Source organism: Wenyingzhuangia sp. IMCC45533 (assembly GCF_054111225.1).
Genome location: NZ_CM134197.1, coordinates 449,035 through 473,975 on the forward strand (window position 1 = coordinate 449,035; position 24,941 = coordinate 473,975).

21 protein-coding genes and 1 pseudogene are annotated in these 24,941 nt (G+C 33.1%); 10 read left to right on the forward strand and 12 right to left on the reverse strand.

All coding sequences use genetic code 11. The features are described 5' to 3' along the window. Positions 1-14: 14 nt before the first annotated feature. Both ACXGQW_RS01980 and ACXGQW_RS01985 read right to left on the reverse strand, forming a co-directional pair. Complete coding sequence (locus ACXGQW_RS01980) at positions 15-1,526, reverse strand: hypothetical protein (protein WP_457823437.1); 1,512 nt, start codon at positions 1,524-1,526, stop codon at positions 15-17. A 346-nt stretch (positions 1,527-1,872) separates the two neighbouring features. Beyond that, positions 1,873-2,223, reverse strand: a complete 351-nt coding sequence (locus ACXGQW_RS01985) for a 4Fe-4S dicluster domain-containing protein (protein ID WP_457823438.1) — start codon at positions 2,221-2,223, stop codon at positions 1,873-1,875. A 76-nt stretch (positions 2,224-2,299) separates the two neighbouring features. On the opposite strand from ACXGQW_RS01985, the gene ACXGQW_RS01990 reads away from it, so the two are divergent. The 7 genes from ACXGQW_RS01990 to miaA all read left to right on the forward strand — a co-directional run bounded on the left by ACXGQW_RS01990 (position 2,300) and on the right by miaA (position 9,306). Next, positions 2,300-3,370: an acyl-CoA reductase gene (locus tag ACXGQW_RS01990; RefSeq protein WP_457823439.1), complete on the forward strand. Its 1,071-nt coding sequence runs from the start codon at positions 2,300-2,302 to the stop codon at positions 3,368-3,370. Positions 3,371-3,454: 84 nt separating this feature from the next. Beyond that, a complete protein-coding gene (serC, locus tag ACXGQW_RS01995) occupies positions 3,455-4,513 on the forward strand; it encodes a 3-phosphoserine/phosphohydroxythreonine transaminase (protein ID WP_457823440.1) in 1,059 nt (352 codons plus the stop codon). A gap of 30 nt (positions 4,514-4,543) precedes the next feature. After that, entirely contained in the window at positions 4,544-5,497 is a 954-nt protein-coding gene (locus ACXGQW_RS02000; protein ID WP_457823441.1) for a D-2-hydroxyacid dehydrogenase, read from the forward strand. 238 nt (positions 5,498-5,735) lie between these two features. Beyond that, positions 5,736-6,398, forward strand: a complete 663-nt coding sequence (locus ACXGQW_RS02005; protein WP_457823442.1) for a YggS family pyridoxal phosphate-dependent enzyme — start codon at positions 5,736-5,738, stop codon at positions 6,396-6,398. Positions 6,399-6,482: 84 nt separating this feature from the next. Further along, the gene (locus ACXGQW_RS02010) at positions 6,483-7,577 is read left to right on the forward strand and encodes an exonuclease domain-containing protein (protein WP_457823443.1); all 1,095 of its coding nucleotides are present in this window, start codon (positions 6,483-6,485) and stop codon (positions 7,575-7,577) included. Next, entirely contained in the window at positions 7,537-8,385 is an 849-nt protein-coding gene (locus tag ACXGQW_RS02015; protein ID WP_457823444.1) for an ion transporter, read from the forward strand. The genes ACXGQW_RS02010 and ACXGQW_RS02015 overlap by 41 nt, the downstream gene beginning before the upstream one ends. A gap of 9 nt (positions 8,386-8,394) precedes the next feature. Then, positions 8,395-9,306 (forward strand): tRNA (adenosine(37)-N6)-dimethylallyltransferase MiaA, encoded by a 912-nt coding sequence (miaA, locus tag ACXGQW_RS02020; RefSeq protein ID WP_457823445.1) that lies wholly within the window; start codon positions 8,395-8,397, stop codon positions 9,304-9,306. A 62-nt stretch (positions 9,307-9,368) separates the two neighbouring features. On the opposite strand, the gene glmS is transcribed toward miaA, so the two are convergent. The 10 genes and pseudogenes from glmS to ACXGQW_RS02070 all read right to left on the reverse strand — a co-directional run bounded on the left by glmS (position 9,369) and on the right by ACXGQW_RS02070 (position 21,123). Then, on the reverse strand, positions 9,369-11,213 hold the full coding sequence (gene glmS, locus ACXGQW_RS02025; protein WP_457823446.1) for a glutamine--fructose-6-phosphate transaminase (isomerizing): 1,845 nt from the start codon (positions 11,211-11,213) through the stop codon (positions 9,369-9,371). A 6-nt stretch (positions 11,214-11,219) separates the two neighbouring features. After that, complete coding sequence (locus tag ACXGQW_RS02030; RefSeq protein WP_457823447.1) at positions 11,220-13,208, reverse strand: DUF4954 family protein; 1,989 nt, start codon at positions 13,206-13,208, stop codon at positions 11,220-11,222. Between the two features lie 167 nt (positions 13,209-13,375). Continuing rightward, complete coding sequence (locus tag ACXGQW_RS02035; protein WP_457823448.1) at positions 13,376-13,840, reverse strand: tRNA (cytidine(34)-2'-O)-methyltransferase; 465 nt, start codon at positions 13,838-13,840, stop codon at positions 13,376-13,378. 256 nt (positions 13,841-14,096) lie between these two features. Further along, positions 14,097-14,270 (reverse strand): annotated as a pseudogene (locus ACXGQW_RS02040) (transposase); the annotation flags it as partial. A gap of 254 nt (positions 14,271-14,524) precedes the next feature. Then, positions 14,525-15,046: a hypothetical protein gene (locus ACXGQW_RS02045; RefSeq protein WP_457823449.1), complete on the reverse strand. Its 522-nt coding sequence runs from the start codon at positions 15,044-15,046 to the stop codon at positions 14,525-14,527. A gap of 3 nt (positions 15,047-15,049) precedes the next feature. After that, the gene (locus tag ACXGQW_RS02050; protein WP_457823450.1) at positions 15,050-15,991 is read right to left on the reverse strand and encodes an RHS repeat domain-containing protein; all 942 of its coding nucleotides are present in this window, start codon (positions 15,989-15,991) and stop codon (positions 15,050-15,052) included. 52 nt (positions 15,992-16,043) lie between these two features. Beyond that, complete coding sequence (gene secA, locus ACXGQW_RS02055; RefSeq protein WP_457823451.1) at positions 16,044-19,397, reverse strand: preprotein translocase subunit SecA; 3,354 nt, start codon at positions 19,395-19,397, stop codon at positions 16,044-16,046. A 79-nt stretch (positions 19,398-19,476) separates the two neighbouring features. After that, positions 19,477-19,698 (reverse strand): DUF2795 domain-containing protein, encoded by a 222-nt coding sequence (locus ACXGQW_RS02060; protein WP_457823452.1) that lies wholly within the window; start codon positions 19,696-19,698, stop codon positions 19,477-19,479. 76 nt (positions 19,699-19,774) lie between these two features. Beyond that, positions 19,775-20,350: a cob(I)yrinic acid a,c-diamide adenosyltransferase gene (locus ACXGQW_RS02065; protein WP_457823453.1), complete on the reverse strand. Its 576-nt coding sequence runs from the start codon at positions 20,348-20,350 to the stop codon at positions 19,775-19,777. Between the two features lie 5 nt (positions 20,351-20,355). Further along, positions 20,356-21,123: an O-methyltransferase gene (locus tag ACXGQW_RS02070; protein WP_457823454.1), complete on the reverse strand. Its 768-nt coding sequence runs from the start codon at positions 21,121-21,123 to the stop codon at positions 20,356-20,358. A 160-nt stretch (positions 21,124-21,283) separates the two neighbouring features. Between ACXGQW_RS02070 and ACXGQW_RS02075 the strand changes: the two genes are divergently transcribed. Genes ACXGQW_RS02075 through ACXGQW_RS02085 form a run of 3 tightly spaced genes read left to right on the forward strand, consistent with a single transcriptional unit; the run spans position 21,284 to position 24,779 of the window. Continuing rightward, on the forward strand, positions 21,284-22,003 hold the full coding sequence (locus ACXGQW_RS02075; RefSeq protein ID WP_457823455.1) for a polysaccharide biosynthesis/export family protein: 720 nt from the start codon (positions 21,284-21,286) through the stop codon (positions 22,001-22,003). Between the two features lie 5 nt (positions 22,004-22,008). After that, positions 22,009-24,477, forward strand: a complete 2,469-nt coding sequence (locus ACXGQW_RS02080) for a polysaccharide biosynthesis tyrosine autokinase (RefSeq protein WP_457823456.1) — start codon at positions 22,009-22,011, stop codon at positions 24,475-24,477. A gap of 2 nt (positions 24,478-24,479) precedes the next feature. Further along, positions 24,480-24,779: an FtsB family cell division protein gene (locus ACXGQW_RS02085; RefSeq protein WP_457823457.1), complete on the forward strand. Its 300-nt coding sequence runs from the start codon at positions 24,480-24,482 to the stop codon at positions 24,777-24,779. Positions 24,780-24,941 lie beyond the last annotated feature (162 nt).

Consider the following 24,941-nt stretch of genomic DNA (forward strand, 5'->3'; position numbering starts at 1 on the left):
TTATATCGTTAAAATTATCTAGGCAAATTTTGTAGCAATACTATTTGACCACCTTGGTTGTGAGGAAAAGCACTTCCTTTTACAAAATCATCATTTCTCCAATAATGTGGTTGTAGATTTAACAAAAATGTATCAGGGATACCAAGTTTATCTGAAACGTCCGTTAAGGCACCAAACTCACCACTCAATCCGGTAGTACCATCTTCTGCTAAATTTTGCTCTACTACTAATTCTAAAACTACTTTTGAATTATTTCCGTCTAAATCTGACTGATAAATGTAGGCAGCATGTCCTCTTGTAAAAGAATTTGGATCTTCTTGCAAGTAGATAAAGTTTTCTGTTACACAAATATTGTCTGGGCTCTGTAAAGTAGCTAAATTTCCGTCCTGATTATTTGTATTTGTATTCCCGCTAATTACTTGCGTTAATTTTCCTTTTAGGGGACTTGCAGCATCTAGTTCCAATTTATAAGCAGTTCCCCAATCGTTATAAGTTCCTCTATCTGGACCACGACCCGTAACAGCAAAATATACATTTCTTCCGTTGTCATCGGACCCTTTTTGATAATCAACATCTTCAACTCTCATAAAAGCAGAAGCTTGTACAGCAACACATGCTGTTTCCATTTCGTTCTTGGTCATGTCCTTACCTCCAACAATTTCCACAAATTCCACATCGTAGGTTTTTTGAAAGTCCAATTGTCCTTCGTTATATATTTCACCTGCGTTTACTACTGTTGTAGTCCCTGCTTCCGAATACTGTTTTAATCTTAAAACATAAATTTTTCCATTCTCTAAATCCTGATCTCCATTTTCGGAGTAATACAATACCACTTGCCCTTGTGAACCACTAGAATCGTCATCTCCCCCAATAATTACAGTTTTGCCAGCATATGCATTTTTAGGTAGTGGTACCGCATTTTCCCATGAGAACTCTCCCAAAGCATCCAATCCAAAATCTGCTGTTGGTGTAGGTGTATCCACGTAGGGATCTATTCCCTTAACGTCGTATGCGATACTTTCAGAGGCTGATAAGAATATATCTTTAGTTCCTCCGTGTATTTCTTTTTCCCACATGGTAGCAGAACATTGACGAGCTCTATCTGCAACCTCTCCGTTTAGCAACCAATCTCCTTTGATAGGATTCATATTTCTGTCAAAAAAAGTACGAGAAACTGAGTAGTCATCCTCTGCGTTAGATAAATAAATGTATCCGTCGCTGTTAGGATCTTTTAATAACCCAGCCCCATCTTGTGCTCCTAATAAAGTAAATCCGTTAGATAAAACGTCCGAAGAACTTAACAAAGAATAGGCTTTTACGTTCTTAAATCCTGAATGTATAGATACTAAGGGTTCTAGATTAGATTTGTTTTCAAAAATAGTTTCTGAGGTAGGTGGTGTAAAATCCATTCCATCTTTTCCATCCACACCATCTTTTCCGTTCGTTCCATCTAAACCATCTTCGCTACAAGAGATAGTGAAACTTGCTATTAAAGCTAAGGGTAATAATTTTAATAAATTTTTCATTTTTAAATAGTTTGTTTTGTTTAATTGATGTTCTCAAAACTACGCCCCATTTAAAACAAAGAGTGTAAGCAAAAGCTTAAGAAAAATGACTCTTTTTGTTAGTTTAACGTAAACATTGTAAAGTTAATGTTTGCCCATTACCACTAGTAGATAACAAACCACCTGTTATCGCTATTCTTCTAAAGTTAAATTACCTAGAAATGCTTATTTAGAATAAACTAAAACATTTACAGTCCAAAAATTTATTCTTCTGGATGGCCTTAAAACTGCTAATAATAATTCAAAAAAAAACTCCAAACTAAAATTTAGTTTGGAGTTTTTGAATATTATTGAACTACTAAGACAACTACTCTTTATGTAAAAAAGCTTGTTTTGCTAATAATTCGTCTTCAGATTCTACAATTTCCTCATCAGGAACACAACAATCTACAGGACATACAGCAGCACACTGAGGTTCGTCATGAAAACCTTTACACTCAGTACACTTGTCTGGTACAATATAATAAACCTCATCACTAATAGGCTCTTGCTCTTCGTCAGCATTTCCCGTGTTTCCGTTAGGCAACACAAAATCTCCCTCTAAAGAAGTACCCTCTGCGTATTTCCACTCTTCTGCACCTTCATAAATAGCGTTGTTAGGACATTCTGGTTCGCATGCCCCACAGTTTATACATTCATCTGTTATTATAATTGCCATCGATCTTTTTTCTTTAAATTTGTCGTACAAAAATAATACATTTTGTATTCATTCAAAACACCCAAACTAACTTATAATGAGTTTAGATAAGAGAAAAAAAGCATTTATCAATTTAGGAGTCTTTTTAGGTCAATTTACATGTAACGATATCATCAAAAAAGAAGGGATATTAAATAATGACTTATTTTTTGATGTATTCGAAAAACAAATCAAAAGAGCCGAAGAATACAATAGTTGGTTTACTAAAGACAATGTGTTATTTTCTTTACAAAGTTGGTCTGAGGCATTATCTGAGGATCATTTGAATACTTGGTTGAGTTCCTACACTATAGATCAACAGCAAGCAGACAACAACCCAAAAACTATTGCTGTTATAATGGCGGGTAATATACCCCTCGTTGGTTTTCACGATTTTTTATGCGTAGCCATCACAGGAAATAAAGTACTCGCTAAACTATCGTCAAATGATAAATATTTTATTCCGCTTGTTGCTAAATACCTCGAATATGCTGAACCTTCTTTTAAAGGTATGTTTACATTTTCCGAAGAGAAATTAGATTATTATGATGCTGTTATTGCAACAGGAAGCAATAACACTGCTCGTTATTTTGATTATTATTTTGGGAAGCATCCTCATATCATTAGAAAAAGTAGAAATGCGGTAGCTGTTTTGGAGGGTAATGAAACCAAGCAACAGTTAGAAAACTTAAGTGATGACATTTTTAGATACTACGGATTAGGGTGTAGAAGTATTTCTAAAATATACGTTCCAAAAGACTACGACTTTGACAAATTATTTAATGCCGTTTATAAACACAAAGACATTATTAATTACACCAAGTATGCTAATAATTATGACTATAATAAAGCTGTTTATTTAATGAGTCTTTTTGATATTAAAGAAAATGGTTTTTTGATGATCAAAGAAGATGCTAGCTATGCCTCTCCTATTGCTACGTTGTTTTATGAGTTTTATGAAGACTTAGAAAGCTTGAAATTACACTTAGATCAGGATGCTGATAAAATACAATGTATTTCAAGTGAATTAAATATTGAAAATGCTGTAAAATTAGGGCAAACGCAAGCTCCAAAATTATGGAATTATGCGGATAATGTTGATACTCTTAAATTTTTGTTAACATTGTAAAAAAACGTTAAAAATAAATAGTTTTTCATAAAGGTTAAGCAAACAGATTTTATAAATTTGTGCTTTCCAAAATTTAAATATATAATGAAAAAACATAATTTTAGCGCAGGTCCTTCAATTCTCCCTCAAGAAGTATTTGAGAAAGCTAGTCAAGCTATCTTAGATTTTGACAACACCGGTTTATCATTAATTGAAATATCTCACCGTAGTAAAGAGTTTGTTGCTGTATATGACAAAGCAGTAGCATTGGTTAAAGAAATTTTAAACGTACCCGCTACTCACGAAGTATTATTTTTACAAGGTGGTGCTTCTACTCAGTTTTTAATGGCCGCTATGAATCTAATGAAAGTTGACGGTGGTAAAGCTGCTTATATCAATACAGGAGCATGGAGTAAAAAAGCCATTAAAGAAGCTTCATTATTTGGTGAAGTGGAGGTGATTGCATCTTCTGAAGATACTAACCATAATTATATTCCTAAAGATTATACAGTACCTGCAGATGCTGATTATGTTCACATCACTTCTAACAACACTATTTTTGGTACTCAATTTAAAGAGTTTCCTAATTCCGAAGCTCCTTTAGTAGCAGATATGTCTTCTGATATTTTCTCTAAGCCTTTAGATGTTTCTAAGTTCGGAATTATTTATGCTGGAGCACAAAAAAACTTAGGTCCTGCCGGAGCTACTTTAGTGATTATAAAAAAAGATATTTTAGGTAATACAGGAAGAACTATTCCTTCTATGTTAGATTACCAAATACATATCAAAGGAGAAAGTATGTTTAATACTCCTCCTGTTTTTGCCATTTACGTTTCTATGTTAAACTTAGAATACTTAAAAGCAAATGGTGGTTTAAAAGCTGCTGAAAAAAGAAATGAAGAGAAAGCTGCTTTGCTTTATAACGAGATTGACAACAATCCTTCTTTTGTAAATAATGTAGCGAAAGAAGACCGTTCTTTAATGAATGTTGTTTTCTTATTAAACGATGCTTCTAGAGATGCTGAATTCTTGGAAGCGTGTACAGCAGCAGGAATTAGCAACGTAAAAGGTCACCGTTCTGTAGGTGGATTTAGAGCTTCTATTTACAATGCAATGCCTATCGAAAGCGTACAAGTTTTAGTAGATGTAATGAAGAAATTTTAACGCTTAATTGTAAGCATAAATAAATATTAAATGAAAGTTTTAGCAAACGACGGTTTAGCACAATCTGGTGTTGATGCCTTAGAAAAAGCAGGATTTGAAGTAATTTTAAATACTGTTGCTCAAGATCAATTAGAAAACTATATCAATGAGAACAATATTGATGTTATTTTAGTAAGATCCGCAACAACAGTAAGACAAGAATTAATTGATGCTTGTCCTTCTTTAAAAATTATTGGACGTGGTGGTGTTGGAATGGATAACATTGACGTACAATACGCAAAAGATAAAGGATTACACGTAATTAACACGCCCGCTGCTTCTTCTCACTCTGTAGCAGAACTGGTGTTCGCTCACTTGTCTGGAATGGTTCGTTTCTTACACGATTCTAACCGTAACATGCCATTAGAAGGAGAAACCAACTTTAAAGGTCTTAAAAAGTCTTACGCTAATGGTTTAGAGTTAAAAGGTAAAACTTTAGGAGTTTTAGGTTTTGGACGTATTGGTCAGGCCACTGCTGCTGTAGCTTTACGTTTAGGGATGAATGTTGTTGCTTTTGACCCGTTTATGGGAGAAACTGCTACCATTACTCTAGACTTTTTTAACGGAGCTACTTTAGATATTAATGTTGATATTATTTCTAAGGAAGAAGTTTTAAAGCAAGCTGATTTTGTGACTTTACACGTTCCTGCTCAAAAAGAGTATGTGATTGGTAAAAAAGAGATCGAAATTATGAAGAACGGAGCTTTCTTAGCTAACGCTGCTCGTGGTGGTGTGGTTGATGAGGTTGCTTTGTTAGAAGCTTTAGATAGCGGGAAATTAGGAGGAGCTGCCATTGATGTTTTTGAGGCTGAACCTAAACCTGCTGTACAAGTTTTAATGAACCCTAAGGTATCTGTTACTCCTCATATTGGAGCTGCTACTGCAGAGGCACAAGATAGAATTGGTAGCGAATTAGCGCAACAAATTATTACTTTATTAAAGTAATACACCCGTCAAAATATTTCAAAATTCCCAATCAAGTAAAATTGATTGGGAATTTTTTGTTTGTGTCCTACCCTACTTTTTTTGAGTTGATGACCTTACCTAAAATTATTGAGATAATTCAAACCCCACCTAAAGCCTTTTCTTAAAGTAAAATCCCAGTAAATAAAAATATTCATCTAACGTCTTAAATTTTCTATTTAAGGTTTTCTTATTTTTATAATCTCAAAAACTATCTATTATGACTATCTCTCAAAATTTAAATAACATCCAGAAAAGTATTCCCAATCATGTTACGCTGGTAGCCGTATCTAAAACTAAACCTGTGGCAGATATTCAAGAAGCATACAATGCTGGTCAAAGAGTTTTTGGAGAAAACAAAATTCAAGAAATGGTTGCCAAATACGATGAGTTGCCTAAAGATATTCAATGGCATATGATTGGGCATCTACAAAGTAACAAGGTAAAGTACATGGCACATTTTGTAGACCTAATTCACGGGATAGATAGCTTTACAACGTTACAAGAAATTGATAAGCAAGCTAAAAAACACGATAGAATTATTAAATGTTTGTTACAGTACAAGATTGCAGAAGAAGATTCAAAATTTGGTTTGAGCCGAGAGGAAATTAACAATATTTTAAACTGCTACGATTACAAACAAATGAACAATATACAAGTAGTGGGTTTAATGGGAATGGCTAGTTTTGTTGATGATAAAGACCAAGTGAGCAAAGAGTTTGAAAGTCTAAAACACTTTTATGACGAGTTAAAAACTACCCATCCCCAATTTTCAGTTGTTTCTATGGGAATGAGTGGTGATTATTCTGTGGCCATTGAGCAAGGTAGTACTATGGTTAGGGTGGGAAGTGCTATTTTTGGGCAGAGAAATTATACTAATTAGCTAGATGTAAGCATATATAACTAACTTGTTTTATATTTGCTAACAAAGTATTAATAAGCTGATTATTAATTGCAAATTGACTGAATGTACGCTATTGTAGATATTGAAACCACGGGAGGTAAATTTAATGAGGAAGGGATGACTGAAATAGCTATCCATAGGTTTGATGGGAAAAAGGTAGTCGATAAATTAATTACGCTCATCAATCCCGAAAAACCGATTCAGCCATTTGTTGTCAAACTCACTGGGATTAACGACAAAATGTTGGTCAAAGCTCCCAAGTTTCACGAAGTAGCTAAAAAAATAGTTCAAATTACAGAAGACTGTATTCTTGTAGCTCACAATGCCAATTTTGATTATAGAATTTTAAGAAACGAATTTAAAAGACTGGGCTACAGTTATGTAAAAGACACTCTTTGTACCGTGGAGTTAAGTAGAAAGTTAATTCCCAACCAAGAATCTTATAGCTTGGGTAAATTGTGCAAAAGCTTGGGTATTCCTATGGGTGATAGACATAGAGCCAATGGGGATGCTGTTGCCACGGTAAAGTTGTTTAAAATGTTGTTAAACAAGGACAACGAAAAACAAATTTTAAAGGCCAACTTAAAAGCTGAAGGAAAGGAAATTTCTAAATTCGCTAACAATTCTTTTCAAAAAATTTTGGATAGATGCCCCCGTAAAACTGGAGTTTTTTATCTGCACAATAAAAAAGGAGATATTATTTACATCGGCAAAAACAAAAATATCAGAAGTGGGGTCAATCAGATTTTGTTGAGAAAGTCTAACAGAGCTTTACAACTACACAAGAAAATAGCAGATATTAGTTTTGAAGAAACAGGAAGCTTGTTAATAGCACATCTAAAACATTACAATGCCGTTGAAGCACATTCCCCTAAGTTCAATCCAAAATCAAAAAAGAACATTCCAAGTACTGTTTTCAATTCTGAAAGTGCATTATTCGTAGATTTAGGTAGAAATGTAGCGGAAAAGTCTATTTTTTTACTACAAGATGGGCAAATCATAGGATATGGCTATACAGACTTGGCACATCAAATTAATAACATAGGTATTGTAAAAAACATCATCTCTCCTATTGAAGATAACTTATTCAATCGCGTACAAGTAAAAAAATACTTAGATGGCGGTAAATTCAAAAAAATCATTCGTTTTGAAACCTAGGAGTTCTAAAAACTGGAAGCAGAAACTACACGAAATAATCTACGAAGCAGATACTCCGGCTGGTAAATTGTTTGACATTATTCTACTCATCCTTATTTTGATTAGCGTATTGGTGGTGATGCTAGAAACTGTCGTTCCTATTCAAGCTGTCTATGGAGATACTTTCAATATGATTGAATGGATCATTACCATTTTATTTACTATTGAGTATGTTTTAAGAATCATTACCGTTAAATCTCCTTGGAAGTATATTTTTAGTTGGTATGGTATTATTGATTTGATTGCTACTTTGCCTAAGTATCTGGGATTATTTATAGGAAACACGCAAGCTCTATTGGCATTAAGATCTTTGAGATTACTGCGAGTTTTTACCATTTTAAAATTGGCTCGTTATATTGGGGCTTCTAATGAATTAATTAAAGCGATAAAAAATAGCAAAGCCAAAATTGGTGTTTTTATTTTTGCGGTTATTATTCTATCTATCGTTTTGGGAACCTGTATGTATTTAATTGAAGGAACTTCGGATAGCGGTTTTACTAGTATTCCTAAAAGCATTTATTGGGTAGTAGTAACGATGACTACAGTGGGTTATGGTGATATTGCTCCTGCCACTCCTTTAGGCCAGTTTTTTGCAACCATAGTGATGATTATGGGTTACGGAATTATTGCGGTTCCTACAGGAATAGTGTCTTCTGAATACACCTCTTCGGCAAAAATAAATACCAATACGCAAGTCTGCAGCAATTGTAACCAAACAAAACATCATGACAATGCCAAATTTTGTCACGAGTGTGGGCAACCTCTTTAACGTTTGATGATGAACTATTTAATTACTATTGTAGGTCCCACAGCTATTGGTAAAACTGCGCTAAGCATAAAATTAGCACAGCATTTTAAAGCAGAAATTATATCCTGTGACTCGAGACAATTTTTTAAGGAGATGACTATTGGTACTGCGGTGCCAGAACCTGAGGAACTCGCTGCTGCTAAACATCATTTTATTCAGAACAAAAGTATTAATGATGATTATAGTGTTGGGCATTTTGAACGCGAAGCACTTAAAAAACTAGATGATTTATATCAAAATCATCCTATTGCAATCATGGTGGGTGGTAGTGGTCTATACGTAGATGCTGTGTTAAAAGGATTGGATTATTTTCCTGAGGTGGCTCCTGAAATTAGAGAAAACTTAAATAAACAACTGGAATCCGAAGGTTTAGAAATCCTGCAAAAACAGCTTTTAACATTGGACCCAGAAAGTTATAAAACCATAGCCATTGACAATCCAAAACGTGTTATTAGAGCCTTAGAAATTTGCATAGGTAGTAATCATACTTACAGTTCCTTTAAAAACAAACCAAAAGCAGTACGAAACTTTACGCCTATCAAAATAGGATTGACTGCTAATAGAGAAGTGATGTACGAAAGAATTAACCGCAGAGTTGACATCATGCTAGAAAAAGGACAGTTAGACGAAGCTAAAAAACTACACGCATCAAAACACTTAAACGCTCTGCAAACTGTGGGTTATAGAGAGCTATTCGATTATCTCGATGGTAAAATAGATATTGATTTTGCCGTGTCAGAAATAAAGAAAAATACCAGACGTTTTGCCAAAAGACAAATCACTTGGTTTAAAAAAGATAAAGAAACACTTTGGTTTGATTACCAAACTCCCGTTCAGGACATCATTGCAACTGTTGATAAAATCTTAAGGAAACAAAAATAAAAACAAAGCCTATCTAAAGAGGTAGGCTTTGTTTTTATTTTATAGTTTGTATGTAGTTTATGTTATTCTACTGTTACGGACTTTGCTAAGTTACGTGGTTGATCTACATTACAACCTTTAAAAACAGCTACATGGTACGAGAATAATTGTAGTGGAATTACAGAAACTATGGGTTGTAACATATCTGAAACTCTAGGCACTTTAAACACGTGGTTTGCTGTGTGTATCATTTCATTATCATCGTTGTTTACCACAGCGATAATCGGTCCTTTTCGTGCTTTTACTTCTTGAGCATTAGACACCAACTTGTCATAATACTCATTGTTAGTGGCAATAATTACCGTAGGTAAAGATTCTTCTATCATAGCAATAGGGCCGTGCTTCATTTCTGCTGCTGGATATCCTTCTGCATGTATATATGATATTTCTTTTAACTTTAAAGCTCCTTCTAAAGCGATAGGAAAATTAATTCCTCTTCCTAAAAACAAGAAACTTGTGGTTTCCGTATAGTTTTTAGCCACTGTTTTTATATGGTCATCCGTCGCAAAAATTTGATTGACAACCGAAGGAATTGTTTTAATTTCTTCTACCAAACTAGCTGCCTTTTCTTGACTGATTTGATTTCTTTCTAAACCTAACTGAATCGCCAAAAGAGAAACAACTGCTACTTGGGCGGTAAAAGCTTTGGTAGAAGCAACGCCAATCTCTGCACCTGCGTGCGTATAAGCTGTAAAATCACATTCTCTCGCCATAGAAGAGCCAAACACATTACACACGCAAAAGGTAGTAGCTCCTTGCTCTTTAGAATAGCGTAGTGCAGCTAGTGTATCTGCTGTTTCTCCAGACTGAGAAATAGCCATTACAATATCATCTTTGGTAATGATAGGATTTCTATATCTAAATTCCGAAGCATACTCAACCTCTACAGGTATTCTTGCCAATTCCTCTAAAATGTATTCTCCAACAATTCCCGCATGCCAAGAAGTACCACAAGAAACAATAATAATTCTGCTAGCGTTTACTAGCTTTTCTTTTAACTCATCTAAATTTTCAAAATGAATGTCTGAATTCTCGTGATTTAAATGACTGTACAACGTATTTTTTATAGTAGCAGGCTGTTCAAAAATTTCTTTAAGCATATAATGTTCATAATCACCTTTGCTTACTTTATCTAAGTTTAAATCGATGTTTTTTACTTTGTACGATTTTTTAACTCCGTAGATATCGGTAACTTTCATTTTCTTACCTTTTTCTAAAACAACCACTTCGTTATCATTTAAGTAAACTAAAGACTGCGTATACTCAATAATTGGAATAGCATCAGAAGCCACATAAAATTCGTCGTTCGAAGCTGTTAAACCTATAGCTAATGGACTACCTTTTCTGGTCACTACCATTTTGTTAGGCTCTTTTTTGTCCATAATAGCCAACGCATAAGCTCCATTGGCATTTTGTAAGGCCTTTTTTACAGCATCTTCTATATTTAATCCTTGCTCCTCTTGAATTAACTGAATATAGTTTACCAGTACTTCTGTATCTGTCTGACCTAAAAAAGAATAACCTTTATCAATCAATTCATCTTTTAAAAACTTGTAGTTTTCTATAATTCCGTTGTGAACTAAAACAATCTCACCATTATTAGATTTATGAGGATGTGCATTTTCAACCGTAGGTTCTCCATGCGTTGCCCATCGTGTGTGCGCAATACCTGTTGTAACATGATTTACTTTATCATCAATACTTTGTTCTAAGTTTACCACTTTTCCTGGCTGCTTATAAATCAAAATATCTTTGTCCAATACTGCTATCCCTGCACTGTCGTATCCTCTATATTCAAGTTTTTTTAAACCTTCAACTAAAATATCTGAAGCTTTTTTGTGACCAATATATCCAACAATTCCACACATAATTTCTTATTTAATATCTTTAATTTGAGCAATAATTTTATCACTCAATAATTCTTTTCTTTTGATATGGTTTAGTATTTCTACTACGGTTGAGTTACTTTCAAAAACTCCTCTTACATTTTTAAAATCGGCCAGTTTTTCAGCCTCGTCACCATCTGCCCCAAAACCTACATGGGTATGCAATGCAAATTCTTTACTCGCATCTTTGTAAAGCAAATTATCTAACTCTATTACCGAACTTTTCCATTCCTCTACAATACCAATAAACTGCTCCTTAGTAATGGTTTCTATATTAATTTTATAAAAGCTTTCTATTAATTCCACAGCCCAATTCCACTCGTACTCGTAATATTTGTTATTAATTTCATTTAATTCATTAATAACATCATCAATAGACTGTACTTCTAATTTTTCAACCTTGTCTACAAACAAATTCAAAGCTGTAATAGGGCAAATTAAACCACTTACGTCAATCCATTTACCTTGACCAATAGATGATGTTGGTTTTAAGATAGCCCTTAAATCATCTACGGTTTCTATTTTTTTATCTTCTACTCTACTGATGATAGAGTTCCCTAAAAACTTGTTAATTACGATGTGGTACATCTTAATTCCGTTATGTAAACTACTCTTTCTAATCACCATATCTCGGTAATTATACTGATCTAGCTTATCTCCAGAAATTTCCAGTATATCTTCTAAATGCTTTAACCCTTTGGTAACTTTATGAATAGTATATGGACTTAGTAAGTTAAAATTGATAATATCCATTTTGTTATTCTCAGACCTGTTATCTCTCTTTGGCCATTTCTGTGCATCTCTTACCGTACCTACACTTTTAAGATTGGCTCCTGGTACCAAAAACGATTTATTTTGATCTTCTATAAGGTACGAAAAAGGAAAATCCGAAGAATCTACGTGTTGGTAGTGTCTTCCCATAACCAAAGTAAAAGGTCCTATTTTAGAGGGCCACAACACGTAAGAATCACTTGTGGTCTTAGCACCCCTTTCCATAATTCCTTGATGAATCGGTCCTAACTTGTACATATGGTTACTTTGGTTAGATCCGCTCCCTGCATTCATAAAAGAAAATAATCCTGCAATGAGTAATGTAGACTTATGATGAGTAACCGTGTAAGGACCTGCAAATATAGAACAAGCCTCTCCGTTAAAACCTTGACAGTTTGCAAAAAAGATGGAGTGCTCAATAGAAAAATGTTTATCTATTTGACAACCTTGACCGATGAAACAATTGGATAATACCGATGAATTATCAATAGTAGTGTCGCTAGAAATAATAAAATTTGTAGCCATTACTCCACTACCAATTCTAACCTTAGCATTGTTTTTAGAGTTGATGCTTCCGTTAATTAATTTTGATGCTGATTTGATAGAGGTTTGATCTCCAATATTAACCCCTTTGATGGTATTTGTATTTAAGATTCTTACATCGTCACCTATGGTTCCTATCTCAGAAGTTATGGATGCTGTATACTCACCAATCATTCTCTTTAACTCGTCAATTAAAACTGATTTGTGTCTGTAAAGAGCTAGTAAATATGCTATTTGAGCTGATAGGTGATTGAAAATCAATATATCTCTACCTCCTCCTTCATTAATCACATCTACGCTTACCCCATTACCAAAACTACATTTTCCGTCTACAGCAATAATATCAACATTATCAATTAAAACATTATCTCCAATATGGTAATTTGCAATGTAACTTTTTACGTTGTTAATACTAGGGTTATCTCCAATACGGCAGTTATGTATATGTACATTCTGAACAACGTTTGGTTTTACAATACCTCCGTAGTAAGTTCTATCTCCAGCTATATTTCCTAAATAATTGGCTCCTGAAAAACAAACATTTTTTATTCTAGATAAATCTGTTGTCTTTTTAATGTGTAATTGATCCCAATTATTTGATTGACATCCTTGAGATATTAACTGCTCAATCCCTCTATTGTCAATAAGTATATAATTCTCCAAAAGTTAAAATTTCAATGCAAGCCAAATATATAAAAATAAATAGTACCTATTTAGTTAGCCCCTTTAAAACGTTGAGCTATTTTAACCATAACACTTAGAATTTTCCTTCATAAAATGACTTTTAATGTAACCTTTTTAAAAATGGTACATTACACGTTTAACTCATGTTAACTAAGTTGTCTTAGGCTTTCTCCTAAAACCATGGCTACTGCATTTCCTAAATTAAAACTTCTTATTTTTCCTGGGAAAGGGATGGTTCTTAATCCTGTTTTAAACCGCTTTCGTATTTCTTGAGACAGACCTTCTGCTTCTTTACCAAACAACAACCAATCTCCTTGTTTAAAAGTGGTTTGGTAAATAGATTTTTCTGCTTTAGCGGATAACAAAAACATTCTTTCTTTATTGGGAATTACTTTTAATAAATCTTCAAAGGATTCATGGATTGTTAAATCTAAATCTTTCCAGTAATCTAAACCTGCTCTCTTTACTTTAGTATCGGTAATTTCAAAACCTAAGGGTTTTACCAAATGTAGCTTTGCATTACAACCCACACATAATCTACCTATATTTCCTGTATTGTTTGGTATTTGTGGATACACCAAAACAATATTTAAAGTTATATGATTTGCCACTTATAATTTTTAAACAAAACTAACTGCTTTGATTTAAATTTGCGAATAAAAGCATTTCAATAATTATGATGACGGTGAAACTAACCTATGACTAAGCAAATTGGTTTTATTTAGTTTAAAATTCTTAAATATCATTGCAAATGGTAATTGCATTTCTATTTTCGTTTAGCTTCTTTTAAAGTAGCTGCGTATTAAATTGCCACTACATTATCGCTAAATGTCAATCTGCGCTATCCTGCACATGGTCAGGTGCTAGAGGCATAAAACAATAGCAATACAATTCCATCCCTTTTTCTTTTCGGCAATGAACAACGCTGTCTGCTAAAACATCTAAATATACTATTCTGGTAAATACATCTATCCAATGGACAGTAGCAAAACTTACAAAGTATAAACCGTTTTTGTTGTGAAATTTGTATTTCCTACTTATAGCAAACACAAAATACAAAAACTACTCTAAAGGAATAAAGTAGTTTTTATTATTGGTATCTCAGTAGCTAACGGTACTAGTTAAAAACTAGCACTAGCAAACAGTCTATAAACTAGGACTAGCGGGGGGTATATAGAAACAACTTTCTTAAAATAACAAAACAGCAACACTAATTTAATAATGTTACTGCTCTTTTATTTTATACTCCCATAGCTAACGGCACTAGTTACAAACTAGCGCTAGCGGAGGAAGTCCTATTTAACTTCAAATTTATAACTGGCTCTTATATTATTGGATAATAAACGTAACATCGTATCATTTTCCACTTTCATATAAACTTTATCCTCAATTATTCCATCTAAATAATAAATCCCTGAATCACGATTTAACACATCTATTTCAAATGGTATTTCATTATTTGTTAATGCTCCAAATTTACCTTGCTTATTATTTTCATTAAATTCAAAGTCATTTACGGAAAAAGTAGGGACTTCCGATGTTATATGATACTTATACGTAATATAACGAAAGTCTGAGTTTTTATTTCTTAGCTTGGTCGTAATTGTATCAAAAACACCTACATATTTTATAAAACCCAATATTTTGTCTTTTTTAATTAATACTGAGTCTTTTGTAAAAAAACTATAAGAGAATCCTCCATCATCTGAAACTCTTTTTACATTTGAAAAATCATTTTTATGTCTATTTTTACTTGAATTATTAATACAAGACATAAATAAAAAAAATACAAGAAAATATTTAATAGCTTTATTCATCTGTTATAACTCTTTATTGTTTTTCACATCTATACCATAATAATTCCCTGGAAACATTGGTTGAATTTTCTTATTTTTGATACCGTCTGATATTTCTTTTGCTTGAGCATCTAATGAATCTGTTTCATTAATTATATTATCTAAATCACTTGGATTTACCAAAGTATCCTTCATTTTCCTATCAATTGTAGCTGTATTATTATGCCAATCAGGTATAACATCAAGTTGATCATGAACTTTAGTATTGACCTGTTTTTGAACTTTCTTTTTAACCTTATCTTCGACTGATTCTGATAAGTCTTTGGCATTACCTAACGAATTCGTATTTACACCTGGTCTTTCTCTATTTCCAGGTACTTTACTTCCAAGGCCAAGTTTAGAAAACAGATCCTTAACACCTCCAGTAAAATCTAAGAAAAGTGTTGTAAGCGCTGTTGGTAATCCATCAGATATATCAAATGCATCCTCCAAATCATCGGGATCAGCTACTGTAGCTATACCAATACCTATCTCATTACTATGTTTGGCAGTTATAGTAGCTACTGAAGCTTGTCTTTTAACATCATTGCTATTGGCATTTCTAAGAACAGCTCTTAAAGCTATATCCGTAGGACTTGCTAGTTTAAAAGGACCGAAACTACTCTTTTTATGAACTGGCTTCCACTCCAATCCTTCAAGTTCAATACCATCCATTACACGATTCTCACTAAAAGCATAAGGACTGTTATGTGGATATTCAGCAGCTAACGGATCCACCGCAAAGAATCTCCCCACTCTTGTATCGTGCATACGGTATTTATAGTTCAAGCTATTCCCTTCTCCTTTTACCTCATTGTCTTTCTCTTGTCCTTGGAATCCATATCTATAATCTGTACCTCCATGTCTGTTAGGTACTAGCATACCAAATGGATAGTAGTCGTTAACGTTATAAGCTTTAATAATCATACCCCCTAAAATAAAAAAACAGTAAATAAATATTTACTGTTTTTTTATGTTTTTATGCTAAACCTACAATAACCCATTGTCTAGTTTCTAGTAAAGGGAGCGCTTGTTTAAACTTAGCTTCCTTTTTTTCTCCTGTTTGTACATTCTGAATTATTATTCTATCGTTCCTACCAATTTTAGGTTGCTCTCTTACTATAGTTTCCTGCACAGGTTGCTGTTGCCCCGAGTTTTGCATAGCTTGTTGATTGGCAGCTTCTGAGGAATTTAACACTTCCTGCTTAGAAGTCTGAACATTTTGAGGTGCTCTTTGTTCTTCTGCTTCTGATATTTCTTGATTGCTCTCTGGTAACTCTCCTTTGAACAAGAATGACAACACTTCTTTGTTTACCTTTTCTAACATCTTTTTAAACAATTCATAAGCCTCAAACTTATAAATTAATAAAGGATCTTTTTGTTCGTAGGATGCGTTTTGAACAGACTGCTTTAAGTCATCCATTTTACGTAAATGATCCTTCCATTCATCATCTATAATGGCTAATGTAATGTTCTTTTCAAAATCAGAAATTAATTCGGACCCTTCTGAATCGTACGATTTTTTTAAATTTGTAACGACCCTTAATGTTTTAGCACCGTCACTAAAAGGAACTACAATACGCTCGTATTTATCTCCTTCATTCTCAAATACATTTTTAATGATAGGATATGCTGTACTCGCATTTCTTGCCATTTTATCTTGGTAGTGTTTCATCACCACCTCGTACAATTTATCTGATAGCTCTTGAGGTAATGTATTTTCGAACTCTTCTTCAGAAAAAGGAGAACTCATAGAAGTGCTCACTATCAATTCAAACTCAAAATTTTTATAATCATTAGTGGCTTTGTTATTATCAACAATAGCTGCACAAGCATCATAAATCATATTGGAAATATCTACTTGCAAACGCTTTCCATCTAAAGCATGACGTCTACGCTTGTAAACTACTTCACGCTGAGAGTTCATAATATCATCATACTCTAACAAACGCTTACGTATTCCAAAGTTGTTTTCTTCCACTTTTTTCTGTGCTCTTTCAATAGACTTGGTAATCATAGAATGTTGAATCACTTCTCCTTCTTCAAGCCCCATTCTATCCATCATCTTGGCTATTCTGTCAGAACCAAACAAACGCATCAAGTTATCTTCTAAAGAAACGTAAAACTGAGAAGAACCAACATCTCCTTGACGACCAGCACGTCCACGTAACTGACGGTCTACACGACGAGAATCGTGACGTTCTGTACCAATAATTGCCAAACCACCTGCTGCTTTTACTTCATCCGATAATTTAATGTCGGTACCACGACCGGCCATATTCGTCGCAATGGTTACAACTCCTGGCTTACCTGCCTCTGCAACAACATCTGCTTCTTTTTTGTGTAATTTTGCGTTTAATACGTTGTGCTTAATTTTTCTGATAGATAACATTCTACCCAATAACTCAGAAATTTCAACGGAAGTGGTTCCTACTAAAACAGGTCTTCCTGCTTCTACCAGCTTTACAACATCTTCTATCACAGCATTGTATTTTTCTCTTGCTGTTTTATAAATTAAATCTTCTTTATCCTCTCTAGCAATCGGTCTATTGGTTGGTATTTCTACCACATCTAATTTATAGATTTGCCAAAATTCTCCAGCTTCCGTAATGGCAGTACCTGTCATTCCAGACAATTTACGGTACATTCTAAAATAGTTTTGTAACGTAACAGTAGCATAGGTTTGAGAAGCTGCTTCTATCTTAACGTTTTCCTTAGCTTCAATGGCTTGGTGTAAACCGTCTGAGTAACGACGACCGTCCATGATACGTCCTGTTTGCTCATCAACAATTTTAACTTTGTTGTCCATCACTACGTACTCAACATCTTTTTCGAACAAAGTATAAGCTTTTAGTAACTGATTTAAAGTATGTATACGTTCGCTCTTAATACTAAAGTCTCTGTACAAGTCTTCTTTGAGTGCTACTTTTTCTTCGTCAGAAATTTCTGAACCATCAATCTCTCCAATTTTAACACCAATGTCTGGAAGTACAAAAAAGTTGGCTGCATCTTCTCCAGATAAAGCTGCAATTCCTTTTTCTGTTAATTCAATAGAATTGTTTTTCTCTTCTATCACAAAGTACAATTCCTTATCTACCTTAGGCATTTCTTTGTTATTATCTTGCATATAGAAATTTTCAGTTTTTTGTAATAACTGTTTAATTCCCTCTTGAGATAAAAACTTAATTAACGCTTTGTTTTTAGGTAAACCTCTATAAACTCTTAGTAATTGAAAAGCTCCTTCTTTAGAATCTCCTTCTTTGATTAATTTTTTAGCATTGGCCAAAACTCCTACCAAATATTTGCTTTGCAAAGCAACAATATCTGATACTTTTGGTTTTAATTCGTTAAATTCATGTCTATCCCCGTCTTGTACTTGACCTGATATAATTAAAGGAGTACGAGCATCATCAATTAAAACAGAATCCACCTCATCTACAATCGCATAGTTAGGCTTGCGTTGTACCAAATCTTCAACGTTACTTGCCATGTTATCACGCAAATAATCAAATCCAAACTCGTTGTTTGTTCCGTAAGTAATATCTGCATTGTAAGCTGCTCTTCTCTCTGGGGAATTAGACTGATGATTATCTATACAATCAATCGTTAAACCATGGAATTGAAAAACTGGAGCCATCCAAGCGCAGTCACGTTTTGCTAAGTAATCATTAACCGTTACCACGTGTACTCCTCTACCGGCTAAAGCATTTAAGTAAATAGGTAAAGTAGCTACCAAGGTTTTACCCTCTCCTGTCATCATCTCGGCAATTTTACCTTGATGTAAAACGGATCCACCGATTAACTGTACATCATAATGAATCATATTCCAAGTTACTTGCGTACCTGATGCATCCCAAGAATTTTGCCACACAGCTTTATCCTCTCCTTTTAAAGCAACATACTCTTTTGAACCAGACAACTCTCTATCAAATGAAGTTGCTGTAACCTCTATTTCGTTACTCTCCGTAAAACGTCTCGCTGTTTCTTTCATTACAGCAAAAGCTTCTGCCTGAATTTTGTTTAAAACCTCTTCTGAAGCCTCATAGGCTTTATCTTGAAGTGCATCTATTTGATTATAGATTCCTTCTTTGTCATCTACACTAGCTGCTTTCGCCTTATCTTCTAAAGTAGCAATCTCCTCCTCTATTGATTTTGTTGCTTCACTAATTAAGTTTTTAAACTCAACTGTTTTGGCTCTTAATTCATCAATATTTAATTGTTTTAAAGCCTCCTCATAAGACCTTACCTCAGCCACAATAGGCTTTAGTATTTTTAAATCTTTTTGTTGTTTGTCTCCAACAAATATTTTAATTACTGAGTCTAGTATCCCCATTACTTATATTGTTTTTTTCAAAGTTTTAAATAAAAAAAGTCTCTTATATGAGACTTTTTTTATTTAATTCTGATGTGTTTTAATATTCTTCCTCATTCCAAAGATAATCTTCTTCTGTGGGATAATCCGGCCAAATTTCTACAATATCATCGTAGATTTCTCCTTCATCTTCTAAACTTTGTAAATTTTCTACAACTTCTAAAGGTGCTCCAGTTCTGATAGCATAATCTATCAATTCGTCTTTTGAAGCTGGCCAAGGTGCATCTGCTAAATAGTTAGCTAATTCTAAAGTCCAATACATTTTTTTTCGATTATAATTATTGCAAAAATAATTTTTTAATTAAAAAAGTCAAGTTTTTTTTATTTTTTTAAAGAACTTATTTCTTTTTGGATGGAATCCACTTAATTTCATCCGCTTGTAACTCATTTGACAACATTCGTGCCAGCACAAATAAATAGTCAGATAGTCTATTTAAGTACTTAATAACTCCTGTATTGACAGGTTCTGTTTCGTTAAGTAAAACTGTTGTTCGTTCTGCCCTTCTACAAATGGTTCTTGCTACGTGACAATGTGACACCAATGTATGACCTCCAGGTAAAATAAAATGAGTCATTGGAGGTAAGAAATTATTTAGACGGTCTATTTCGTTTTCTAATAAATTAATTTGATGTTCTCTATCTACCTCAATTCCTACTCTACTCTTACCGTTTTTTAACATTTCATCGCTCGGGGGAGTCGCTAAAAAAGCTCCCAACACAAAAAGCTCTTTTTGTATCTCCACAATGAAATTTTTATGGCTAGTAGCTTCTTTATCGTCTCTAATTAATCCTAAATAAGAATTTAACTCATCTACAGTTCCGTACGCTTCTATCCTTTGGTGGTATTTGGCAACTCTTTGTCCTCCGAATAGTGAAGTTTGACCCTTGTCTCCCGTTTTGGTATATATTTTCATCAGCGTTAAAATCTTATTTTAAAATGTTCTTTTTGTTGTTCTTTCCTAAAAAAAACCATCCCCCATTTAAAGAGGTCTATGGTAACGGTTACTTCTGGATGATTTTTAATATGTTCCCAAGTTGACACCATTTCTTTAGACCAATAAATATCATCAAAAATAAAAACTGAGTCGTTGTGCTTATTTTTTAGGCAGGCTTCAAAATATTTGAGTGTGGGTTCTTTCTGATGATTTCCATCAAAAAAAATTAAGTCGTATTCTTGAGTATCGAGTAATTTTAAAAGTATTTGAGAAAAATCTCCTTGATAACAATGAATGCTGTCTTTAACCTTAGAGTCTTCAAACTTACTTTTAGCAACATTTAGCGTTTGCTTACAACCCTCAATAGTGTCCAATTGGATATTGTTTGCTTGCACCATTGCATGTGAACTAATTCCCAAAGAAGTTCCTAATTCTAAAGCGTTGGTTACCTTTAAATATTTGACCAATCTATTTAGTAAACAAGCGTATTTATTTGATGAACCCGCATTCTTAGCTATTTGGGAAACAACCCTTTGATGGGTCTTTATTTTTTTTGAGCCTGAACCTAAATCGTTAACTTGTATTGTTGATTTATCTTTGAGTAATTCACTTCTATAATTTTGGATGGCTGTAGCAGTCTCTTTCTCTGTTTTAGCATAAATACATTGAGTGACTATTTGATAAACAAATGGCGAATGAACTCCATGTTGATTGGTTGCTTTTACTAAAAATTTAAATATGTCTTTTAACATTCAAAATTATCCTTAAAACCCTGCAAAAGTAAAGCAAATTAAAATTAGAAACTCTAATTTATAATTTTATATTTGTGGAAAATACAATTATTTGTTCATGAAAAAAGTGATTTTCTATCTTTTCACGCTGACTTTACTGAGTTCTTGTGTAAGCAACAAAATGAGTACCTATTTACAGGGAGAAACTACTTCAAATCAATATAATTTTCAACATAAAATTTATAAAACTCAGATAAACGACTTGCTGCTAATTAACGTTACGTCTAAAGACGTTGAATTGACTCAGTTTTTTAATTCGTTAGGAAATAATTCTTCTCAATCTGCTGGTAACGTTCAACAAATAAACCCATATGTAACAGGTTACAGAATTGATAAAGACGGAAATGTTCGCTTGCCTTACTTGGGTAAAGTGGGTGTATTGAATATGACTTTTGATGAAATACGAATTAAACTAGAAAACCTTTTAAGCCAATACATTAAAAACAAGGATGCCTTTTTTGTTTCTGTAAAAGGAGGAGGAATCAAGTACACTATTTTGGGAGAAATTTCCAATCCGGGAAGTAGATTGTTATTGCAATACGAAGCTAATATTATCGATGCTATTGCAGATTCTGGTGATGTTACTCAATACGGTAACAGAACCAACGTAGAAATTATTAGACAAGAAAACGGAGCTGTAAAAAAACACATTGTAGATTTAACTAACATCAACAGTATTAACTCCGATGTGTTCCTGATAAAAAATAATGATATCATAAATATCAAACCTATCAATCAAAAGCCAATAGGTTTAGGAACCACAGGTTTAAGCGTGTTTAATACTATTTTATCTACGTTTAGCGTTACCTTAACCACAATTTTATTTATTAGAACTTTATAGATACTATGGATACCAAAAACATCAAAAATTTTACTCAAGATATTGGAACTGTAGATTTAAAAAGTTATTTACTTAAAGTAACTAGTTACTGGAAACTTTTTTTGTTTTCATCAATGATAGCATTGGCTTTTGCCAAGTATAAAAATATGATGAACAAGGATGTCTATAAAATAAACACTCAAATTACGATTAAAGAAAGCTCTAATTCGGGTTTTTCCTCTAGCACCAATATTTCTTTTAATTGGGGAGGAGCTAGTGACATGGTAGAATCTGTTAAAGCCGAGTTTAAGTCTAGAACTCACAATGAAAAGGTGGTTAGAAAACTACAATTCTACGTAAACTATTTAAAAAAAGACAAAGTTCTTCTTAACGATGTGTATAGAGATATTTACGGCTACACTCCGTTTGAGGTTAAGGTGGTTAATGGGTATCAAGCTTTGAACACTCTACTTAAGCTAAAATTCATATCCGAAAATCAAGTAGAAATTTCTTTTGAATTAGACGAGGATATTCAACAGCTAAAGTTATACAATTATTTAACAGATGAGTCTAAAAAATTGCAGCTTACGAATTCTAGCTTTCGCAAAACTTTTAACATATCAGAAACAATTACAACCCCTTACTGCTCTTTTAAAATTAACAAACTAAAGCCAGTAGTTAGTGACCAAGATTATTACATCAGGTTCCATTCTTTTGATGCTACGGTAGCCATGTACCAAAATTTAAAAATCGCAAATGTAGCTAAAGGAACCTCTCTTTTAGAATTAAGCCTTGAAGGAAATAATAAGAAAAGGTTAATAGATTATATCAATCAAACTGTTACCATCTTAGAAGAACGAGAAAAAAACGAGAAAATAACTTACGCAATTAACACACGAAAGTTTATTGATTCTCTTTTTGACATCGAAAAAGAAATTTTAAAAAGAACAGAGGATCAGCTTATTAAATTTAAAGCGAACAACTCTGTTGAATTATCTGCAGAAGGTCAAACAGCTTATCAAGATATTGTGCGATTAGAAAATGATTTAAGGTTGTTAAAAGATAATACAAGCTTACTTTTAAAATTAAAAAACAACACAATTACTAACGACCTAGAAATTAAGAGCATTCCTTTGATAGAAATTCAAAATCCTGGACTTCAAAAATCTTTTACGGAGTTGATTAACTATTTAATTTTAAAAGACAAATTACTGAGTAGTAGTGTATATCAATCGCATCCAGAATTTATTGAACTAGAGAATAAAATTAGCATCACCAAGGAGAACATCAAAAGTAGAATCAATACATTGATTACTTTTAATACAGAAAAGGTTAAAAAGATTAACGAAAACATTAATGAGCTAAGATATTCAGTTAAAGACTTACCACTTAAAGAATATAAACTATTACAGTTGGAAAAGGCTTACACTTTGTCAGAAACCAACTATAACCTTTTAAAGCAAAAAAGTTACGATGCTGGAGCTGCTATTGCTGCAAACTCTTCTAGTATCAAAATAATAGACGATGCTAAAGATATTGGTCAAAAACCTTTAGCTTCTAAAGCATCCTTTAATTACGTTATTGCCATACTACTAGCTATTATATTACCATTGATTTTTATTACCATTATAGAAGTATTGGACGATAGCATCTATACAGTAGAGCAGATAGAGAGTATGTATAGCATTCCTGTTTTGGGTGTTATTGGTAGAAACAAGAAAAAGTCTAACTTGGTCTTGCTGAATGAGCCTAAATCATCAACAGCCGAATCTTACAGAGCTATTAGGTCTAGTATAACCTACCTTTTTAAGAAAGACGTAATTAATCAAAAAAACAAGACCATTCTTTGTACCTCATCCGTTGGTGGAGAAGGTAAAACGGTTACTTCCATGAATATAGCCAGTTCTTATGCTTTAAGTGGTAAGAAAACTATATTGTTAGGATTTGACTTACGAAAGCCTAAAATTCACAAGGATTTTGAATTGCCATCAGAGGACGGTATTGTTGAGTATTTAGTAGGTCAGAATTCCTTAGATCAGGTAATTCAACCTACTTCTGTTCCAAACCTAGATATTATATTAACAGGTACCATTCCTCCAAACCCTTCTGAATTAATTTTGAGTGATGCAACTACCGAAATGATTGCTTTGCTTAAGGAAAAATACGATTATATTATTATTGATACTCCTCCAATAGGACTAGTTTCTGATGGATTAGATTTGATGAAATACTCTGATGCCAATATTTATATCACAAGACAAGGTTACACCAAAAAAGGTATGATGAAAATGGTGGATCAAAAATACGTGAACAACGAAGTTAAAAATATTGCTTTTGTGCTGAATGATTTTGTACAATCATCTAAATATGGATATAGATACGGATACGGATATGGGTATGGATACGGATATGGTTCTTATGGGTACCATTCTGACGACGAAATATCTTTGTGGGATAAAGTAAAAAACATATTTAGTAGAAATAAAACTTCTTAATTATGAAGTTCAATCGTCTATTAAAAAACAAAAAAATAATCCTTCCTTTAGTCATCGTTATCTTCGTGATTTGGATGTTGTTTTTTGATGCTAATTCTTATTTATATCAGCGCGAATATAATAACGATATAGATAAACTTGAACAAACCATAGAGCATTACGAAAAAGAAATTAAAAAAAATAGACAAACTATAGATCAGCTCTCTGTCCAAAAAAACATCAATAATTATGCTAGAGAAAACTACCATTATAAGAGAAAAGATGAGTACTTGTATTTAATAGCATATGATACTCTTAAGTAACAAAAAACCCTATAACTCCCTTCCTGCAATGAAGGAGAATTTACTAACATCAATATCTGTTATACTAAAGGTATAATCATACACATTTTAAGATGAATGATAGGTTTGCTAATTTGGTATTAAATATCGGAAGTCATAATTCTCGGATCTATTCTACATCAA

Bases quoted from the DNA above. Each gene is read 5' to 3' on its own strand.
- ACXGQW_RS02010 (WP_457823443.1), top strand. From the start codon at position 6,483: ATGTACGCTATTGTAGATATTGAAACCACGGGAGGTAAATTTAATGAG.
- miaA (WP_457823445.1), top strand. From the start codon at position 8,395: ATGAACTATTTAATTACTATTGTAGGTCCCACAGCTATTGGTAAAACT.
- ACXGQW_RS02070 (WP_457823454.1), bottom strand. From the start codon at position 21,123: ATGTTAAAAGACATATTTAAATTTTTAGTAAAAGCAACCAATCAACAT.
- ACXGQW_RS02050 (WP_457823450.1), bottom strand. From the start codon at position 15,991: ATGATTATTAAAGCTTATAACGTTAACGACTACTATCCATTTGGTATG.
- ACXGQW_RS02065 (WP_457823453.1), bottom strand. From the start codon at position 20,350: ATGAAAATATATACCAAAACGGGAGACAAGGGTCAAACTTCACTATTC.
- glmS (WP_457823446.1), bottom strand. From the start codon at position 11,213: ATGTGTGGAATTGTTGGATATATTGGTCACAAAAAAGCTTCAGATATT.
- ACXGQW_RS02000 (WP_457823441.1), top strand. From the start codon at position 4,544: ATGAAAGTTTTAGCAAACGACGGTTTAGCACAATCTGGTGTTGATGCC.
- ACXGQW_RS02005 (WP_457823442.1), top strand. From the start codon at position 5,736: ATGACTATCTCTCAAAATTTAAATAACATCCAGAAAAGTATTCCCAAT.
- ACXGQW_RS02075 (WP_457823455.1), top strand. From the start codon at position 21,284: ATGAGTACCTATTTACAGGGAGAAACTACTTCAAATCAATATAATTTT.
- ACXGQW_RS02015 (WP_457823444.1), top strand. From the start codon at position 7,537: ATGGCGGTAAATTCAAAAAAATCATTCGTTTTGAAACCTAGGAGTTCT.
- ACXGQW_RS01985 (WP_457823438.1), bottom strand. From the start codon at position 2,223: ATGGCAATTATAATAACAGATGAATGTATAAACTGTGGGGCATGCGAA.
- serC (WP_457823440.1), top strand. From the start codon at position 3,455: ATGAAAAAACATAATTTTAGCGCAGGTCCTTCAATTCTCCCTCAAGAA.
- ACXGQW_RS01980 (WP_457823437.1), bottom strand. From the start codon at position 1,526: ATGAAAAATTTATTAAAATTATTACCCTTAGCTTTAATAGCAAGTTTC.
- ACXGQW_RS02085 (WP_457823457.1), top strand. From the start codon at position 24,480: ATGAAGTTCAATCGTCTATTAAAAAACAAAAAAATAATCCTTCCTTTA.
- secA (WP_457823451.1), bottom strand. From the start codon at position 19,397: ATGGGGATACTAGACTCAGTAATTAAAATATTTGTTGGAGACAAACAA.
- ACXGQW_RS02045 (WP_457823449.1), bottom strand. From the start codon at position 15,046: ATGAATAAAGCTATTAAATATTTTCTTGTATTTTTTTTATTTATGTCT.
- ACXGQW_RS01990 (WP_457823439.1), top strand. From the start codon at position 2,300: ATGAGTTTAGATAAGAGAAAAAAAGCATTTATCAATTTAGGAGTCTTT.
- ACXGQW_RS02060 (WP_457823452.1), bottom strand. From the start codon at position 19,698: ATGTATTGGACTTTAGAATTAGCTAACTATTTAGCAGATGCACCTTGG.
- ACXGQW_RS02080 (WP_457823456.1), top strand. From the start codon at position 22,009: ATGGATACCAAAAACATCAAAAATTTTACTCAAGATATTGGAACTGTA.